Here is an 18,233-nt window from a genome sequence, read left to right on the forward strand (position 1 = left end):
AAATGGTGATCACGATGCTCTGGAATGGGTGATCACGATGGCCTGGAATCGGTGATCACGATCGGCTGGAACGCGCACGTTGCCGCTTTGATCGCGGCATGCGCAGACCTGTCCGCCGCGAGAACCGCACACCGCCTGGTCACCGCCCGGTCAAGATCACCTTCGGTGAGATGCGCGAGATGGGCGTGCACGGCGTCCTGGTCTACTGCGCGGACTACCGTTGCAGCCATTTGGTGACGCTTATTGCCGATCGCTGGGCCGACCACGTGAGGCTGTCGGACATCGAGCCTCGCTTTGTTTGCCAGAAGTGCGGTAGGCACGGCGCGGATGTCCGGCCGGACTTCAACTGGAATAAGCCGGTGACAATGGGTTAAGCGATAACTACCCGCTCTGGTTCAATGGCGCGCTGAATATACCGCGATCTTGCGGGCTCCCTGCCAAAGCTCGACAGTGCAATCTCCGCAAGTTGCTGGGCTCGCTTTTTAGCCGTGTCCTCGTCTGCGCAGATGATATTGACCCGCTGCACGATCTGCCCATCAGGCCCGAGCAATTGGCCCTGTACTCTTCCATCCAAGCTCCCCCTCGCTCGGCTTACGGCCGGGCGAATGAGCGACTTAGAACTGTTCGCATCTATTTGTCATCGGGAAGTATATGCAACCCAGCCCCATGAGCGAGCAAGGCCCGAATCGCGCTAGGGCTGGTTCATGAAGCTCACCGCCGAACGCCCCTTCGCCAACCCGGAAACAGCGCCCGCAAGCTGGTCGAGCTCGCCACCGGCATCGAAGCCGTCCAGGACGGCCGCATCCATATCGAGAAGATCAACGCGCCGTTCCTCTACGCGCTGAAGGCCAGCGGGCCGGAGTTCGGCGCCGGCATCAAACACGCGGTCGAGCGCGGCTGGCTCGAGCTGCACGAGAGCGCGACCTATGTGCGGCTGCTGAAAGAGGTCGGGCCCTAGGGAGCCACTGGCCCCGGCGTCGCACCCGGATATTGGCCAGCGGTCCTTTTGGGCTGAACGCACGCGGTGCCCGCGCCCTGCGGATCAAAACTAACCGAAGGCTCCAGTGCGGAACGTTCGCTTTTGAACAGAGAGGGCCACGAACTGCCAGTTGTCCCCAGTTCTTAGCAGCGCAAATGAAAAGGCCTCAGCTCCGGGGCTGAAGCCAGCTGAGGCCTTTTGTGTCGGCGTTGCGTTGTCGAGGCGAAACGCCAGATCACCAACTCACACTATTGTTCCCGATGGCGAGCGAATTAGCACCGGGCGACTCTCTTTCGGAGGCTCAGGATGCCAGAGGTAGGGCAATTCGATCTTCAGGAGTTCATATGAGAGCGCAAGTTGCTGCCGGGAGCGACTCAGCATTCCGCTGGTTAGCTCGTCTACAGTTCGTCTATGATCCTGCCGAGACGCGATGTATCGCGCCAACGCTTCTTTGTCGTAAGACATCACCCCTCCGGGGCCGCGCGTGGGATTAGCTTATGTTAGAAATTCGGGGCAGAAAATCCACAAATTAGGACAGTGCTACGCACGGTAGTTGTACGGAATCCACTTGGCATTCAGATACCGATAATTTGCCGGTTGCCGGGGCTGGCATTTCATCCCGAACAAGATTGCAACCGGCAGGGGCCGCCTTACAACGGCCCTTTTCGATTCCGGCTCTGTTCTTCTAGGGGGTATTTGGCACTCGCCTATTTTAACTCCCAGTGGCCTAAGCTGAATTTGGCAGCGGCCTAATTTGCCCGAGGGACACGCGCCGCCTTTTCGCCGCGACCCGTTCGCTTTGTCAAATTTTGTTCATAGACCTTAGTGGGTAACAGAAACGTCATCTGTTCGCGGTCTGTTTTTGCGTGCCGGCCCAATGTCTCAGACGAACACTTATTGGAACTGACGAGCAAAAGGGACTATTACCCCGCATCACCGGCCAAGGCTCTGCCTGAAGGCGTCGGTGGCTGAGAGACCGATAGCGCTCCCGCCTGCATAATCAGGGGAGCGCAATATGTGGTTTCCGTTACGGGTTTTTCGTCCCGTCAGAGATTACGACATGATGCATGTTGATATATGCGAGATGTCATCAAGCGAAGCCGCGAGTTGCTAGTCCTTAGAACCCAACAAAATGTTGGTTTCCGAACATTGACGCGACGAGGCGGCAATGTGCGAGAAGTGCGACGAACTCAATGAGAAGATCGAGCACTACCGCGCCCTTCTCTCCCACGTCACCGATCAGTTGGCGAGCGAGGGGATAGCTAAGCTGATTGCTGATTTGCTGGCCGAAAAAGTCGCGCTTCATCCGGAACAAGACGAATGAGGCCGCCTCATTTGGCGGCCTCTTTCATTTTTGCTTGGCTTAGCCGTCGCAACTGCGAACGGTCCCACCGGCCTAGCTCACTCGCGGCGATCCCTTTCGACTGTGTTTGCGGTCGCGAGCTTGTCACGGACATACTCCGTCAAGTCACCGACCTCCTTTTCCATGGCCTCTTGGGAAATGCCTTGACCCTTCGCCCCCTCAATGAGGCGAACGACTAATTCGCCCACGTCCTGCGAAGAGCCGAGAGTCCCGTACTGCTCAGCAGCATGAATGCTATTCTCGACCCAAAAATCAATGTACTCGCGCGCCTTGGTTTGCATTTGCTGTCCCCTGCTGAAGCACGGTTTGCCCGCGCGGCAGCGGCTCGGCAAATGGATTCCTTGTTCCTTAGCCAGGAACAAGGCCGGCTCACGGCGGCCGGTCTCTTCGAAGGCTCACGGCCCGTGCGGTCGCGCAACAGCCACACGCGCGCTGCTCGCGTCCGCGTCTGGCGGGCCCAAGAGCGCCCATATGCTTACTGCGATCAAAAGCGAGCAGCCGAAAGTCCACAAAGCCAGCCGCATCAGGGCATGACATCCATCTGGGAAAGGGCAGCGGCATTGAAGCTTGGTCCGCCTGCTGCGAAGTAGATTGCGATCAGTGCGACAACGGCAAACGCCGCATATCCGAAAATGATCAAGCCGTCGAAACTGCGAACTAGAGGAGTCGCGTGTGCAATAGCCATGACCAATGTCCTAATCGAGTAGCGCGTCATTGCTAGGATCGGTCCGAAAAAACAATGTGAAGCAGTTCACGTCGGCCCCAAAAAAAGAAGCCGCCCCGGTATTCCGGGACGGCGACTATTGGTTTCACTCAGAGCGCGAGAAGAATCCTTCTCTCAATGTCTGCTCGAAATCCCATTGGTAAGGGTGTTTGTGTAGCAGCGATCATCGCACCACCCTGTAAGCCTTCGCCTGCCTCTTCAGCTCTTGGGTCTTCTTCTCGCGATTCAGCGCACGCATGAATCCGATGTGCGCAAACATCGTCGGGCCGCCTCTCTCCACAACGACCATCAGCGCTTCAATCGCGGCCAGCCATTCAGGCGCGTCGTGCTCTTGCTTCGGCAGCTTTGTGATGAATGTCGCTGCGTCGTGCAGCGTGAGCAGCTTCCGGGCCGTTAGGCATCGGAATCGGATCGTCAAATGCCCGCTGCCAGCCCCTCACGGCTTTTTCTTGTCTCGCGCGGACAGCTTCAGTTCTAACTCGCCGATTTGCTCTACCATCCGCTCAACAATCTGTTCGCAGTCGGACGGCCCTAGCGTTACGCCGCGTGCCAGTAGCTCAGCTTCGAGAATTCTCGCCATAACGGCTTTGACGTTCATTCGAAAAGACTCGGTCGCGATGAAGTAGCAAGGGGAGCTTACAACAACCTGCGTTACGGCCTGCATCTCATCCGGATTAATACTCTTTCGCCTCGCCCCCAAGCCGCGTACTTCCGCGCAGTCCAATCGCGCTCTGCCCGCCATTCTTCGAAATCAGCCTCCGACCGCTTAGACAGGAATACGGTCCACGCGTCCAGAAACGCCGCGGCCAATCGCACCCATGCGTCGTGAAAGGCGGCCAACGCTTCGGCGTAGGCCGCGCCCGCGGCGTCGCGCTCTGCGCGAAGCTCCGCCGGGCTCATGGCTGCTTCCGAGCCTGATTGATGCCAAGGGCCTTTTCCAACGGCGTCGGCATGGGCTTCGGGGTGGGTGGTGCCTGGCCCGGATCGTTCGGCTGACCGGATGGGATCCGGAAGTCGGTGGCCGGCTGCAATGCGTCGCTTACCTGTTTCGCCGCGGTTTCGGCGTTTAACTTCTTGACCATGAAAATTCTTCCTTATCGACGTTGTGGCGATTACGCGGCGAGCGCCGTCTCGCGCTGTACCTGTGCTTCGATGTGCCGCTGATCGGGGACCGCCTGGTTGATGAAATCGTTGAGCGCGGGGCGATTGGGCAGATCGCCAAGCTCGCGGGCTGCGTCGGAAAGAGCGGTCGTCGCGTTTTGGAGCAAGCGCGCCGCGTCGCGCTCCGCGTCCAATTCGGCAGGCTTGCCCGGACACACCAGATCAATGGCCCTGGCGCGCACCGCTTCGATGGCTTCCTGATCAATGCCCACCAGCTCGGGCGCTTCGAGGATCGCCGTCGCGTAGAGCAGTGACATTGTGGGAGCCAACGCCCGGATTTCCTTCGCGGACTTGCCGGCGAGGCGATCGCGAACCTGGCTGCGCAGCACGGCGCCGGCCGCGTCGGTCCTGTCGATTGCCGGGAGTTGGATCCTTGCGCGCTTCTCGTCGAGCCGCTCGACGAGCCGCTGTACCATGGCGTTGGCGCGGATCAGTTCCCATGCGCGTTTCGCGAGAATCGACCGACCTTCCTTCTGCTTGCCTGGCGCGCTCAGATCGGCGTTACCGCGGACGTTTGCGGTTGTCGTCTGAAAGTCGCGATGAAGCTTTGAGACGCGACGCGCAAGTGCAGCTTTCACTGCCGGATCCACCTGCTCGCTTTGGGCGTCCAGAAATTCGTAGTATTTGAGATTCATTGTTGGGGTGGTCCTGTGTCGTTACGCGGCTGCGCTTGCGCGCGGCCCGTTGGTTGATTGAAAGCTGGCGAGAAAAGTGGGGACGTGCATGCCCCAGCGGCCGGCGACTTTCTTCGCGCCGGGTACCCTGCCCTGCTCAAGCATGAACCACGTCGCTTCTTTGGAACGTCCGAGGTACTTGCCGATATCATTCGCGCCCCAAACGAACTCGTCGGGCGCGGCGATGGCTTTCGGGGTTTCGGTTTTCAAAGCGAGACTCCATCGAGGCTCGCCGCGGACATGAAAAAACCGGGAAGCGAGCACCTGTGTGCTTGCTTGCTCCCGGCAGCGTCCCGCTGTCGTAAAGGACCGCTAGGCGTCCCGCCCTGGTCCCGTAGAGAACAACTCTAGTTCAATGCTGCCTGATAAAACTTAATCAAACGTTAGCTATCCGAACTTGCTTTCGGCCGCGGCGAGTTCTGCCGAGTCGTCCGCGCGCGGGAAAAGGTGGCCGTACAGATCGGCTGTGATCGCGATGTTCGAATGCCCAAGCCGTTCGCTCACGATCTTAAGCGGCAGCTCTAAGCCACCGTCCGCCTTGCGATTTATGCACCAGCTCGCGAAGAAGTGCCGCAGCGCGTGCAGCCCCGTGTATTTGGCGGTGAGCATTGGCTTTCCAGCCTCGTCGCGGATGGGCTTTCCCTCGGGGTCAAGTACCGGCGCGGTCACGCCGGCTGCCACCATTGTGGGAATGAGCCCACGCGTAATGATGTTGGCGTGAGACTCGACGTTTCCCGAGCCATTGGGAAACACCAAATGCTGCGTCCCGTTCACATCGGGCGGGCACTTCAATTTCCATTCCTTGAGCGCCTTTAGGGTGGTTGGGGGAATCCGCACCGTCCGCTGGCCCGCCTCCGATTTGGGTGGACCAATGTCATTGTATGCGTCGGCGCGTCGGAGAACGTGAAGTTCGCCCTGTTTCAAATCGACATCTTGCCACCGGAGGCCGCGCAGCTCGGACGCACGCAGTCCGCAACGAATTGCCACCAGTAGGAATGGCCGCCACCGGCCCTCGGCGGCTTGCAGCAAAGCCTCAATTTCCAACGGAGCGGGAATGTCGACGCCCACTTTCAACTTCCCCTTGGCGCGGCGCTCGGCTTTGCGCTCCTTTCCCCGCTTCCGGTTTGCCTTGAGGCTTCGCACGACATTTTGACCGACATTGCCCCGTTCCTGAGCGTCTGCGAGCAGCGATCCGAGAGAACCTGTTACGCGCTTGACCATATCGGCGGACCTTGGCGCTCCTTCCGATTGGCCAGGGGCAGGCGTGCCCTTCCGCAGCTTGTCTTGCCAGTCACGCACAACGGCAACGGTGAGCGCGGACAGCTTTAGGCCGCCGAGGTAGGGGGTGATGTGGTCCCGAAGGTGCTGCTCGTACCCGTCACGCGTGGTGCGCTCCAGATCCGCGCATGCGTCGATCCAGTTCCGGCCGGCAGCTTCGACCGTGGGGCTTTTGGACGCGGGAACGTGGGTGCCTTTGCTCAGATCGACCCGGACCTGCGCGTGGAAGGTATCGGCATCCTTTTTGCGATCGAATGTCTTGATGACCCGCTTGCGCTTGCCTCGGCTATCCAGCTCAGGGATTGAATATTGAACCACATAGGCTTCGCGCGTCTCGCCGGATTCTGTCGTCCAAAACCGCTTCCTGACGGACATCGGCCCGCTCCTGCTGAATTGTGCTGGAGTATACAGGAGGCGCGACAAAGGCGCAACACGAAGGAAATTTATTCAACAATTTCAATATGTGATTTAAGACTCTGACTCTGTTTGTCTTGGTTCGAATCCAGGTTCCCCAGCCATCGAAATTCTTCAATTTATTCAGCGATACCGCCGATAATATCCTGCGCATCACCCGGCGCCCTGCTGCTGCAATTGCTTTAGAGTTGCGATGTCGCTGGGGGTGACCAATGTTTTATCGGCGCTATGTCCGCGGCTCGTTCGCCGCCGCAGTCTTTCTGGCCTCCTCCGCCTTGTCGCTTGCGGGATTCAATCCCGCATCCGTCGATCAGGAGGCTCCGGAGGTCGCCGCGCGCTATCCCGATGCGGAGGTGCACCACACCACGCCGGCCTTTGCGCCCCGAAAGCAGGATTTCACCTCGCATAGCGAGTTGATGGCCTTCCTGGAGGCGCTCGCGGCCAAGTCGCCGGCCATGCGGATGGAGATTGGCGCCCGCTCCCAGCAAGCACGCGTGCTCCCCGTTCTGTTCTTCTCCCGCGATCAGAACGCGTTAGGCAATGGAGCGAAGCCGGTGGTTCTCATCATCGGCCAGCAGCACGGCAATGAACCTGCCGGCGGTGAAGCGGCCCTGGTTCTGGCGCAGCGCCTCGGCGCCGGCGATCTCGCCGATCTCCTCGCTGCGATCGACGTCATCATTGTCCCGCGTGCCAATCCGGATGGCGCTGAAGCGTTTGTCCGCGGACTGGCGAACGGCATGGACCCCAACCGGGATCATACGCTGCTGCGAACCCCGGAAATCCAGACGATCGGCTCTCTGTTCAACCAATTCCATCCGCAACTCGTGCTGGATTGCCACGAATTCACCGTGGGCGGCCGCTGGGTCGAGAAAGTCGGCGGCGTCCAACGCATCGACGCGATGATCCAATACGCCACGGTCCCCAATCTTCCGCCGAGCCTGGAGAAGGCCGAATCCCAGCTTTTCCTTCCGGCGATCCTGCAGGCCTTCGATACGCACGGTCTGACGCATGACTGGTATCACACGACCGACGGCAGTCGTCGCGACTCGCCCGTCGCGATGGGCGGGATCGGACCGGATACCGGGCGCAACGTCGCCGGCTTGCGCAATGCCGTCAGCTTCCTGCTGGAAACCCGCGGCGTGGGGCTTGGGCGCGCGCATCTGGCGCGGCGGGTCGAGACGCATGTCGTTGCGGCCGAAGCCATCCTGCAACTAGCGGCCAAGGATCCCGGCGCATTCATGCAGTTGTCGAAGCAGGCTTCAATCGAGGCCACCACGTCCGACAAGCCCGTCGTCGTCGTCGCGCATGGACATCCGGAATCGCGTGAGATGGTGTTCGTCGATCCCAAGACCGGTGCGGATAAACCCGTCACGGTAACGTGGGTCTCGGCGCTGAAGATCGACCCGGCGCTGACGCGCCCCCGACCAGCCGGCTATCTCATCAGCCGTGACAACACCCGGGCCATCGACGCGATCAAGCGGGCTGGCCTGACCTTTCAGCTCGTTGCGACTGCTGCGGTGGTTCCAGGCGATCACTATCGGGCAACCGACGTTACTTCGGGAGCGAAGGAAGATGTGCGCGGCGACGACACAGGTGCCGGAGCGATCATCAAGGGGACTTTTGCGCTGGAGAAGGCCGATATCGCTTTGACGCCGGACGATGTCTTCATTCCATTCAATCAGCCCTTATCGGGCCTTGCCGTCGCACTGCTGGAGCCTGAAAGCGACGCCGGGCTGGTCGCCAACAAGTTTGTTCCAGCCACCAACGGACAAGTCTTGTCGATTTCGCGACTCGATCGTGCGCCGTAACGCGTTCAGGTCCTTCGCAAGCTTAATGTGCAATATGCCGCATCGTAACGTCACGTATTGCCGCCATCGGCTGGCAACTCGGCGAAGAACCTGCGATTTCCACCGAACTTGAAACCTGATCGCCCCGACAAAGGCTCGGTATCTAGCAATCCGTGGACAGCATTAATGCGGGCTCTTCGTACGAGGGGATATGTTTGGTGGACGGCAGCCCTCGTGCTCGCAGTCTTCTCGCAAGCGGGCTCTGCCGAGTTGCCGACGGTCACGGGCGCCGACATCCCGCAGTTCGGGATCTACGAGGCCAGGGTCCTCGCCACCGACAAATCAGCGGGACCGCCGAGTGGAACGATCGATCGCGTCGCCTGGCAATTCACGCCGAGCACCACGACGGTTCCGGCGCGCAAGGGCATTCGCTTTGGCTATGAATATCGCCTCACGGGCGAACCGGATGGAGCGCTCGTGCCGGTCCGGAGCATCACCATCTTCCCACCCGGCGGCATGCGCAATCCGCGCACGGGCGAGGTCTTCTCTCGCAGCGATGTCACCGAGCGCTGGGCCATCGGCAGCACTGTGCTGCACGGCTACAGCCTCGACGACGACTGGGAAGCCGTTCCCGGCACCTGGGTACTGCCAGACCTGGGTGGGCGAGCAGAAGGTCGCCGAGATGGAGTTCACGCTAGCTCGAAGCGCCAATTAGGATTGCGGGATCGCAACACAAGCCGTCCGCTTCACGCCATCGTTCCCGGCATGAAGCAGCGAACGCTCACACCCATCGGGCCGTACAGCGGCCAGACCAGTGTCACGTTAGCCCTGTTCGGTTCGTCGATGACGGCCTTGTCGGGTACGTAAACCCACTCGGTTTCCACGTTAGTGGCGCCGGCCATCGCGCGCTCGAAGCCCCTAGACGTTGTCGGCACGCGGACGCGGTAATGGTTGCCGTCAATCTCCCAGTCCACCTCCGACAAATGCATCGCTTCGCTACCATCGCAGCACAAATCCCCCTTTCGGTCATGGAGCCTCTCAAACCACTTCGACAGATCGGCTCGATTGTGATCGTGCGCGAGCATGGCGCCGGGGATGCCAGCTAACATTAGCGTTGGCGTTACCGTACTCTCCTCCACTTGGGCCGCTGCGAGCAGAGCTACTTGGTGCTGCCGGGTGATCGGGAAGTCCCCAAGTTCAAAAGGTGGAAGATGCAATCTGCACGCATTTGCGTGATTAGTCGCCACGAGTCCGATGGCGGCAGCGACGGTCACAATCAAGAACTGGGTTCTCATGGGGTCACCTCTTCGATTAGAGATACTTCCTCCACGAATTCCGTACGCACCGCAGCCCGACCACGGACGCACCATGTGAACCACTTCACTTGAGTCCCGGAAATCCCGCATGGGTTCAAAGGATCAGCGGCAACAATGGACTACCAGTTGTGGAACAGGCTTTCGTTCGAAAACGCTAATCGGTCACATCATGACCCCGGGCATGAAACAACGAATTTCGATGCGCCGCAGGTTACCGCCGAGCACCCAATAGTAGACGGGCCAGACCATTGTCCTACCGGCGCGGTTCGGCTCCTTGATCACGGCGGCCTCCGGTACGTCCCACCATTGGCGCTCGATGCGCACGCGGTAGTGGCCCTCTCTCACCTCCCAGTCGATGTCGGATAGCGCCTTGCCGTCGGTGTCGGAACAGCATGGCCCCTTGCCACTTTTGAGGCTCTCGAACCAGCTATTGAGTTCGGGGCGACTATGATCGTGCGCGTGCGCCACGAAATGCCAGACTAGCGGCACGATCAGCGTCGCCGCCGTGATGGGAGCCATCGAAAATATCTTCCTCATTTGCAATCTCCTTAAAAAAAATAAGAGATTGCCCCCTGCTGTTCGCTCCGGAGACACTCCGCGCCCGTTTATTTGTTGCGTTGCAGCTTCTCGGGTTACCGCTGGCTCAGGGCAGCGGCCCTCATTGTCAACGTAGCGCAGGTCTGTGGTGAGACAGGACGAAAAAGGACGATGAAAGACGAAATCAGGGTTTGCCGTTGCCTTGAGGCGCACTTGCTGGTCCGCTAAGATGGATGGTGGGAGGCATGCTCATGGCCTGCCTGCGGCTGAACGGATATACGCTCGATTTGGATCAGGCGCAGTTGTTTGACCAGCACGGCCAAGCCGTTGAGCTGCGGCCTCAGGCTCTGGCAGTTTTGCTCGAACTGGCGCGCCGGCACGGAGAGCTGGTTACAAAGCGCGATCTAAGTGCGAGAGTCTGGCCGGACGTTTCGGTGACCGACGATTCGCTTGTGCAATGCGTGGTCGAGATCCGGCGCACCCTCGGTGATACCCGGCAGCAAGTCGTGCGGACGATGCCACGACGTGGTTACCTTCTGATCGTCGACGCGACCGACATGGCACCGCGCGATGTGCGGAGCTTCTATAGCTTGGCCGCCGCCATTGCGATGATGGTAGTGGCGATCGTGCTGGCCTGGCAATTTCTACTCCCCGGGGCAACCCCCGGGCGCCGCGACGCACACGACAGGATGGTGGCCGATGTTGCAGTTCTGCCTTTGCGCGTGCTCAACGCCTCTGGCGAAAGCAGTCCGGACGGCAACGGATTAGCCTACATGATTGCCAGCGACCTTGCGCGCAACCCCGACCTGCATATCATCTCAACCCTCGCCACAGCCGAGCTTCGCGGCAAGAACCTGTCCCCGGCGCAGATCGCTGCGATGACCCACGCTCGCTACCTCGTGGACGGCAGCGCGGAGAGGCGCGGCGACCGGCTGCAGCTCAACGTGCAACTGATCGCTTCCGGCGACAGTAGCATCGTCTGGAGCGGCCGGTTCGAGCCCACCGCGCACGACTTGCCCGACGTTACCGAGGCGTTGATCTCGCGGATTAGCGCCTCACTTGGTGCAACCGTGCGCGAGTCGGACCGGACCGTGTTACGGAACCGTGCGCCAGCCTCGCTTGATGCGCACGCGCGCGTGCTGCGCGCGATCGCGTTGACTATTGCGCCGAGTCCTGAGGGCCTTCGCCAGGCGCGGCAGGAGCTGGAACAGGCGGTCCGCCTTGATCCGAACTACGCCCCCGCATGGGCGCATCTCGGACAGGCGAAGACATTGTTGATCTTTGGCCATCACGATCCTGGGCTCAGTCGTCAGGACTTGCCGCAGGCGATCGCTGATATCGAGCACGCGACTGCGCTGGATCCGCTGCTTGCCAGCTCGTGGCGAGTGCTGTCCATCGCGATCGACTCGAGCAAGAACCCCGAAGCAGCAGTGAGCGCGGCCGAGCGCGCGACTCAACTCGGCCCTGGCGATCCGGACAATTGGCTCGCCCTCGCCGTCGCACAGCACCATGCCGGTCGAACCCAAGCAGCTATTGAAGCCTTCGAGAAGGCGGTCTCCTGGAGCCCGCTACGCCCACCGCATTACGCCATCGTAGCGGCAAGGCTGCGCTATTCCGTGCAGGATTATGAAAATGCGCTGCGATATGCGCGCGAATGTATGGATCGAACACCTGCGCTGGGCGTCTGCAAGGCGATCTGGCTGTCGTCACAGGTCCGTACCGGCCACTCCGTCCAGGCGGAGGCAGCGTGGCCCGCACTGGTTGCGGCCACACCAGCTTTGCAGACGTATCGGATGACTCCGTACAATACGCCCATGGCTCTATCGATTGATGAGGACCTCGACAGACTTCGCAAAAGCAACACCCGGGCAATGGCCCAGTGAAGCTCCAGGCGGATGAACCTGATGTGATCACTCAATGTCGGCTTTTCTTGACGCGGGAGCGGCCTTCGAGGTCATTCTAGACGGAATCATCCGCGTGCCTTTGCGGCGCCGTGAGGTCAGGCGATGACATCACGCGACGAATCCGCCCTCGCCCCTACTTCCTGTTCTCCTCGCAGAACTTCAGCGCGCCCAGCACCTCGCCCGCGTGCGGGATCTGCATCTCGATGCTGTCCTCATCATCATCCTCGAAATCGACGGTGAGGCGCTTCGCCTTCGACAGCTTGTCGAGGATCGATTGGTTGAATTCGAAGATGCCGCGCACGGTGGTCTTGTCCATGACCTCCCACTTGGCGCTCTTCATGATGTCGGCGTCGTCAGTAGCGAAATCGGCCTTCAAGATCTCGCCTACCTTGTCCCACTCCCAGCCGTCATAGATCATCACGATGACGATCGCCTTGTCGGAGTAGGACAGCACGATCACATAGTCGCGGTTCTCGTCGTCCTTGTCCTTGTAGCCGCGGCTCGCGTTGCAGTGGGTGTCCTGCGAGCGCTTCTCGATGGTCCAGTCGCCGACCTTGGATTGCTGCGCCAGCACAGGTGTCGCTGAAAATCCCGCAAGCAGCGCGATCGTGAAAAGCAATTTCTTCATATTGTCCTCCCAGCCGTTTCCCCGGAACAAGCTGACCATCTCCGCGGGAGAGCCGCAAGGGCTCCCAACCGACGATGCAACCTGCGATAGCGTGGTTAACGGGTGTGCGAGGGCCCGCGCCGCCTGCGGCGTCCTGAACGGTTCCGACGAAACCCTTTCCCCGAACCCACGAAACACGCTCGAAACAGACTGTCCATTATGCTGGCCGTCAAAATCATACAGGGACGGCCACCATGCAATTCTTCCTCGACCTGATTTGGGACTATTCCTGCGGCCAATACCTCGTCGCGCTGCCTCCGCGGGAGGACGAGCTATGATCGAGCTGATCTCCGCCTTCCTCGCCCTTTGCAGCATCGGCGTTTTTGCAGCGCACGCGCTCGACGCCTATCGGACGTCACACTATTGAGACGGGGCGCGCTCATTTGGCATGATCTTTTCGGAAAACCGCTGCGCACTTTGCGCTAACGCGGCCCTTCGGGTCCGGATCATGTTTAGCGCCCCCCCTCCCCATCGATCTGCCGCCCCATCAGCGCGATCGCCTTCTGGTAGACCCCGGCGGCATTCCAGGCTTCGATCGCCGCAAAGTTAGGCTCGCCCGGCTGGTAGCCGGCTCCTGCTCGCCAGCCATGTGCCTTTAGGAAATTCGCGGTCGAGCTCAGCGCATTGGCGGCGTTATCGAGATTGCCGGTACCATAGGCCAGGATGTTCTTGGGCATGAACTGGGTCTGGCCGACCTCGCCATGCATGGAGCCGCGCTGCCCAGGCGACATTGAGCCACGATCAATCAGCTTCAGGGCAGCATAGAGCTGGTCAGTGAAGAACTCCGGCCGGCGGCAGTCATAGGCGAGCGTCGCGATCGAGGACAGCATGTTCTGGTTGCCGCGCTGGCTGCCAAAGCCGGTCTCCATCCCCCAGATCGCGATCAACGGCCCCGGCGGCACGCCGTAGCGCTGCTGGATCGAAGCGAACAAGGCGGCCTGCGACTGCTTCAGCGAGCGCCCGCGCGCCACGATGGTCGAGGCGCCGCGCTTGGCCAGAAATTGGTCGAGCGAGAGCGAAAAACTGTGCTGGCTGCGATCGGCCGCAATGGTCGCGCTCGCGTAATTGGTCTGCATCAACGCGCCGATGCCGGTCGCGCCGATGCCCTTGCCACGGGCCTCCTCGCCGAACGCGCGCTTCCAGCCTTCAAAGCCGCCGGGCCCGTTGCCGCATTGCGCGGCGCCGGCCGCCCCGAGATGTGCGAACAGTGCGATCGCGCCGAGCGCGGCCGTTGCAATGATGCTGCCCCTGTTCATTTTCGTTCCTCTGTTCGGGGCATGCGCCCTGCTCGCAACCAACCGACGGCCGGCATTCGCCCGCCTTCACGGCATGATCCTACGCCAGCTCCGATCGCTCAAGCCCCCGCCGCGCGCAAACAACGCGCGGCTCGACGCTTGACATTCTCGAGGTCATCCGCCGAGCAGAAAGTCCACCATGATGCTCTGGTGCTGCTGATACATGTCGGTGCCGGTCGCCGTGACGCAGCCGACCTTTCGCGCCGCTGCGATGAAGGGCGAAACCTCCGGCTTGGTGATGACACAGCCGCAATAGGTCGACGGCGCCAGCCTTGCGACGTCGACCGGCAGCGGATCGCCTTCGCCCATGCCGGCGGGCGTGGCGTTGGCCACGAAATCGAAACCTGTGGGATCGACTGAGCCGGCTAGCGCGCGGCCCTTGCCGAGCCTGTTGAGTTGTTCGATCAGCACGTCGCGCCGCGCAGCTGATGCGTCGTGAACGGCAATCTCGCGGACACCGGCCTCGACCAGCGCGAGCGCAATCGCCGAGCCCGCTCCGCCGGCACCGACCAGCAGCGAGCGCATCCCCTCAGGGTCGATCCCCTTGGCACGCGCCGCTCCGACGAAGCCAAGCCCGTCCACCATGTCGCCGTGCCAGCCGCCATCCGCGCGGCGGCGCATCAGGTTCACGGTGCGCAGAAAATGCGCGCGGTCGGTGGCGCTGGCGCAGGCCTGATAGCAGGCGAACTTATGCGGGATGGTTGCGACGATGCCGTCGAGATTTTTCAGCCGCGTCGCCACCGCAAGGAAATCGGACAAGTCGGCAGGCGCGACCTGGACGGGGACGAGGATGCCGTCATGACCACGTGCGGCGAAAGCGGCCGTGAGCCCTGCGGGCGAGCGCACCTGGGCGATGGGATCGCCGACGATGACATAGAGCCGCGTCGCGCCGCTGAGCGTCGGGGGCACGCCGCTCAAGCCGGCACCGGAGAGCTGCCGGGCTCGGCAGCGGTCACATAAGTCAATTCCAGCCCCTCCAGATTGCCCTCCTTGCGCCACTTGTCGAGCAGCCGCAGGAACGCCACCGGCCCGCGCCAATACTGGCTGTTGCGCGCGGCGATCGGATCGAACACGCCTTCGTTGTTGTAATAGCCGGGCGTGCATTCGGCGAGATAGGTCTGCCGGCCGATCGCGGCCTTGACGACCTCCTCGACCCAGGCGTTCTCGGCAGCCAGCGTCGGCTCCAGCGTTCTCGCGCCGCGCTTGCGTGCTTCCTTGATCACATAGGCGATGTGGCGCGACTGCTCGTCGATGATGTGCGGGAAGTTGGCGCTCTGGCCGGCCTGCACGGTGACGATCAGAAAGCAGTTGGGAAAGTCGCGGCTGTAAAAGCCGTGCATTGTCTTCACGCCCTCGCGCCAGCGCTCGGTCAGGCTGAGGCCGCCGCGGCCATGGAGTTCAAATCCCATGCGGCGGGCATAATCGGTGCCGACCTCAAAACCGCTGGCGTAGATCAGGCAGTCGAGTTCATAAGCCTTGCCGTCGACGACGACGGCGTTTTCCGCGATCCGCTCGACGCCATGGCCCTTCGTATCGACGAGATGCACGTTGGGGCGATTGAAGGTGTCGAGATATTCGTCGTGGAAGCACGGCCGCTTGCAGAACGCCTTGTACCAGGGCTTTAGCGCTTCGGCCGCCGCGGGGTCCTTCACCACGGCATCGACGCGGGCGCGGATCTCTTCCATCTTCCGGTAGTCGGCCTGCTCGATTACCTTGAGCGCCTGCTCGAGCGAGGTAACCGGCTCCGGCTGACGGCGCGGCGCGAGCAGGATTTCGCCGAGCAGACCGGTCCAGCCGTCCTGCACCAGATCCTCCTCAAACGGCTCGCCTGATATCACCGCCGTAAAATTGTCCATGCGCTCGCGCTGCCAGCCGGGCTTCAGGCTGTTGGTCCAGGTATCATCCGTCGGACGGTCGTCGCGCACGCCGATCGCCGATGGCGTGCGCTGGAAGACGTAGAGTTCCTTGGCCGCACGCCCGAGGTGCGGCACGCATTGCACGGCGGTCGCGCCAGTGCCGATGATGCCGACGCGCTTGTCAGCGAGCCCGCTCAAGCCACCTTCCGCGGTGCCACCGGTGTAAGCGTAGTCCCAGCGGCTGGTGTGAAAGCTGTGGCCTTTGAACATTTCGATGCCAGGAATGCCCGGCAGCTTCGGCAGGCTGAGCGGGCCACCGGCGAGAATGACGAAGCGCGCACGGATCTTGTCGCCGCGATCGGTCTCCACCAGCCAGCGCGCCTCCTCCTCTCGCCATTCCATCCGCGAGATGACGGTCTGAAACATTGCGCGCTCGTAGAGGCCGAAATGACGGCCGATCCGGCGCGAGTGCTCATAGATCTCGGGCGCGCGTGCATATTTGCGCACGGGCATGTAGCCGGTCTCTTCCAGCAGCGGCAGATAGATGTAGCTCTCGGTATCGCAGGCCGCCCCCGGATAGCGATTCCAGTACCAGGTGCCGCCGAAATCCGCGGCCTTTTCCACGATGCGGAAATCGTCGATGCCGGCCTCGCGCAGGCGCGCGCCGCATAACAGGCCACCGAAACCGCCACCGACAACGACGACCTCCGTCTCCTCGCTGATCGCCTTTCGCGTGAAGCCGGGATCGGCCCAGGGGTCGTCGAGATAGTGGCCGAATTCGCCGGTCACCTCGACATATTGCGCCTTGCCCTCGGCCCGCAAACGCCGGTCGCGCTCGTCGCGATAGCGCGCCCGCAGCGTCGCGATGTCGATGTTGGATGCGCCGGCTGTGCCGGTCTTGTGATTGTCCAATGACATCAATACTTCCTCCGCAGCGGACGTTGCTCTTTCGACAACTCGTGCCAGTTAGCCCACAAAAGCCGGGATGCGCAACGTGGACACGGTTTTGGCCGGCAGCCGCCGTCGTCGCGACGCGCGTCGATCCCGGAAGGCAATCATCGATTGACAAAATGTCGCGGGATGGAAAACATGATGGGTGCTGGCGGGACCATTCAGGCATCGAAGCCTTGACGGGAGATCATTTCAATGACGAACGACACCCTGACATCGGCAAGCCGCCGGCAAAGCCTGATCGCGATGCTCTCCATTCCGGTGATCGCGCTGGCGGCATCATCATTCACGATCAATACGGCCGCATATGCCGCCGACAATCTGCCGCGCGTTCTCGTGCTCGCGACCGGCGGGACCATCGCCGGTCAAGCCGATCCACGGGCAGCAGGCGCTTACAAATCCGGCCAGATCACCGGTGAGCAACTGGTCGCCTCGGTCCCGGGCCTCGACAAGCTCGCGAGCGTGAATGCCGAACAGATTTCGTCGATCGGATCGCAGGACATGAACGACAAGGTCTGGTTTGCGCTGGCCCAGCGCATCCAGCAGGCTTTCGACAAGAACGAGGCCGATGCGGTCGTCATCACCCACGGCACGGATACGCTGGAGGAGACCGCGTTCTTCCTCGACAACGTGGTCAAGGGCGACAAGCCCGTGGTCATCGTCGGCTCAATGCGGCCCGCTACGGCGGTCAGCGCGGATGGCCCCGGCAATCTCTATGAAGCCTTCCAGGTCGCCGCCGATCCGCGTTCGCGCGGGCGGGGCGTCATGGCCGTGTTGAACGACAAGATCCAGAGCGCCCGCTCGGTGACCAAGACCAACACCACGAGCGTCGAGACGTTCATGTCGCCCAACGACGGTCCGATCGGCTATGTCGACACCGCCGGCGGCGTTCGTTTCCTGGCGCAGGCGGGTGCGAAGCGCACGACCTATGCGCTGCCGGCAAGCGATCCTCTGCCCCGCGTCGAGATCGTCTACTCCCACGCCAACATGGACGCCATTCCGATCGAGGACGCGATTTCGCACGGCGCCAAGGGCATCGTGCTGGCAGGCGTCGGCGACGGCAACACGTCGAAGCCCGCGCTCGACGCGCTCGAGGCGGCCGCCAAGAAGGGCATCATCGTCGTCCGCGCCACACGGGTCCGCTCGGGCTTCGTCACGCGCAATGTCGAGGTCGACGACGACAAGAACGGCTTCGTCGTGTCTGAGGACCTGAACCCGCAGAAGGCGCGCGTTCTCACCCAGCTCCTGATCGCGAGCGGCGTCACGGCGCCTGCCGAGCTTCAGAAGGCCTTCACCGCGACCTGGTAGCTTGTTGTTTGAGCATGAT

Annotated in this window: 19 protein-coding genes; 6 read left to right on the top strand and 13 right to left on the bottom strand. The window is 61.5% G+C overall.

All coding sequences use genetic code 11. The features are described 5' to 3' along the window. Positions 1 to 98 precede the first annotated feature (98 nt). Positions 99 to 374, top strand: a complete 276-nt coding sequence (locus tag Q2941_RS04790) for a hypothetical protein (protein WP_458191783.1) — start codon at positions 99 to 101, stop codon at positions 372 to 374. Between the two features lie 317 nt (positions 375 to 691). Here the strand turns inward: Q2941_RS04790 and Q2941_RS04795 are convergent, their stop codons facing one another. After that, the gene (locus tag Q2941_RS04795; protein ID WP_458191784.1) at positions 692 to 913 is read right to left on the bottom strand and encodes a hypothetical protein; all 222 of its coding nucleotides are present in this window, start codon (positions 911 to 913) and stop codon (positions 692 to 694) included. 1,234 nt (positions 914 to 2,147) lie between these two features. On the opposite strand from Q2941_RS04795, the gene Q2941_RS04800 reads away from it, so the two are divergent. Further along, positions 2,148 to 2,303, top strand: coding sequence for a hypothetical protein (locus tag Q2941_RS04800; protein WP_458191785.1), 156 nt, complete (start codon positions 2,148 to 2,150; stop codon positions 2,301 to 2,303). Between the two features lie 77 nt (positions 2,304 to 2,380). Here the strand turns inward: Q2941_RS04800 and Q2941_RS04805 are convergent, their stop codons facing one another. From Q2941_RS04805 to Q2941_RS04835, 7 genes are all read right to left on the bottom strand, one after another. Beyond that, complete coding sequence (locus Q2941_RS04805) at positions 2,381 to 2,623, bottom strand: hypothetical protein (protein ID WP_458191786.1); 243 nt, start codon at positions 2,621 to 2,623, stop codon at positions 2,381 to 2,383. A gap of 242 nt (positions 2,624 to 2,865) precedes the next feature. Next, the gene (locus tag Q2941_RS04810; RefSeq protein ID WP_458191787.1) at positions 2,866 to 3,027 is read right to left on the bottom strand and encodes a hypothetical protein; all 162 of its coding nucleotides are present in this window, start codon (positions 3,025 to 3,027) and stop codon (positions 2,866 to 2,868) included. Positions 3,028 to 3,502: 475 nt separating this feature from the next. Beyond that, positions 3,503 to 3,664 (bottom strand): hypothetical protein, encoded by a 162-nt coding sequence (locus Q2941_RS04815; RefSeq protein WP_458191788.1) that lies wholly within the window; start codon positions 3,662 to 3,664, stop codon positions 3,503 to 3,505. A gap of 298 nt (positions 3,665 to 3,962) precedes the next feature. After that, complete coding sequence (locus Q2941_RS04820; RefSeq protein ID WP_458191789.1) at positions 3,963 to 4,148, bottom strand: hypothetical protein; 186 nt, start codon at positions 4,146 to 4,148, stop codon at positions 3,963 to 3,965. Positions 4,149 to 4,178: 30 nt separating this feature from the next. Further along, positions 4,179 to 4,643, bottom strand: a complete 465-nt coding sequence (locus Q2941_RS04825) for a hypothetical protein (protein WP_458191790.1) — start codon at positions 4,641 to 4,643, stop codon at positions 4,179 to 4,181. A 240-nt stretch (positions 4,644 to 4,883) separates the two neighbouring features. Continuing rightward, positions 4,884 to 5,111, bottom strand: a complete 228-nt coding sequence (locus Q2941_RS04830) for a hypothetical protein (RefSeq protein WP_458191791.1) — start codon at positions 5,109 to 5,111, stop codon at positions 4,884 to 4,886. A 177-nt stretch (positions 5,112 to 5,288) separates the two neighbouring features. Beyond that, positions 5,289 to 6,554, bottom strand: coding sequence for a tyrosine-type recombinase/integrase (locus tag Q2941_RS04835; RefSeq protein ID WP_458191792.1), 1,266 nt, complete (start codon positions 6,552 to 6,554; stop codon positions 5,289 to 5,291). Positions 6,555 to 6,805: 251 nt separating this feature from the next. On the opposite strand from Q2941_RS04835, the gene Q2941_RS04840 reads away from it, so the two are divergent. Both Q2941_RS04840 and Q2941_RS04845 read left to right on the top strand, forming a co-directional pair. After that, positions 6,806 to 8,401, top strand: coding sequence for a M14 family metallopeptidase (locus Q2941_RS04840; protein WP_458191793.1), 1,596 nt, complete (start codon positions 6,806 to 6,808; stop codon positions 8,399 to 8,401). A 249-nt stretch (positions 8,402 to 8,650) separates the two neighbouring features. Next, complete coding sequence (locus Q2941_RS04845; RefSeq protein WP_458191794.1) at positions 8,651 to 9,247, top strand: DUF3859 domain-containing protein; 597 nt, start codon at positions 8,651 to 8,653, stop codon at positions 9,245 to 9,247. A 611-nt stretch (positions 9,248 to 9,858) separates the two neighbouring features. On the opposite strand, the gene Q2941_RS04850 is transcribed toward Q2941_RS04845, so the two are convergent. Next, the gene (locus Q2941_RS04850; protein ID WP_027523732.1) at positions 9,859 to 10,233 is read right to left on the bottom strand and encodes a hypothetical protein; all 375 of its coding nucleotides are present in this window, start codon (positions 10,231 to 10,233) and stop codon (positions 9,859 to 9,861) included. Positions 10,234 to 10,484: 251 nt separating this feature from the next. Here Q2941_RS04850 and Q2941_RS04855 point away from each other — a divergent pair, with 251 nt between their 5' ends. After that, positions 10,485 to 12,116, top strand: a complete 1,632-nt coding sequence (locus tag Q2941_RS04855) for a winged helix-turn-helix domain-containing protein (protein WP_458191795.1) — start codon at positions 10,485 to 10,487, stop codon at positions 12,114 to 12,116. A 154-nt stretch (positions 12,117 to 12,270) separates the two neighbouring features. Here the strand turns inward: Q2941_RS04855 and Q2941_RS04860 are convergent, their stop codons facing one another. From Q2941_RS04860 to Q2941_RS04875, 4 genes are all read right to left on the bottom strand, one after another. Beyond that, positions 12,271 to 12,765 carry a hypothetical protein gene (locus tag Q2941_RS04860; protein WP_458191796.1) on the bottom strand — a complete coding sequence of 165 codons (495 nt, stop codon included), beginning with the start codon at positions 12,763 to 12,765 and terminating at the stop codon, positions 12,271 to 12,273. Positions 12,766 to 13,256: 491 nt separating this feature from the next. Beyond that, positions 13,257 to 14,060, bottom strand: coding sequence for a lytic murein transglycosylase (locus Q2941_RS04865; RefSeq protein ID WP_027523729.1), 804 nt, complete (start codon positions 14,058 to 14,060; stop codon positions 13,257 to 13,259). Positions 14,061 to 14,213: 153 nt separating this feature from the next. Then, complete coding sequence (locus Q2941_RS04870; RefSeq protein ID WP_458191903.1) at positions 14,214 to 15,008, bottom strand: shikimate dehydrogenase family protein; 795 nt, start codon at positions 15,006 to 15,008, stop codon at positions 14,214 to 14,216. A 5-nt stretch (positions 15,009 to 15,013) separates the two neighbouring features. Beyond that, complete coding sequence (locus tag Q2941_RS04875) at positions 15,014 to 16,873, bottom strand: flavin-containing monooxygenase (RefSeq protein WP_458191797.1); 1,860 nt, start codon at positions 16,871 to 16,873, stop codon at positions 15,014 to 15,016. 228 nt (positions 16,874 to 17,101) lie between these two features. Between Q2941_RS04875 and Q2941_RS04880 the strand changes: the two genes are divergently transcribed. Further along, positions 17,102 to 18,214, top strand: coding sequence for an asparaginase (locus Q2941_RS04880; RefSeq protein WP_027523726.1), 1,113 nt, complete (start codon positions 17,102 to 17,104; stop codon positions 18,212 to 18,214). The last annotated feature ends 19 nt before the right edge of the window (positions 18,215 to 18,233 follow it).

It is taken from the genome of Bradyrhizobium sp. UFLA05-153, assembly GCF_054185185.1.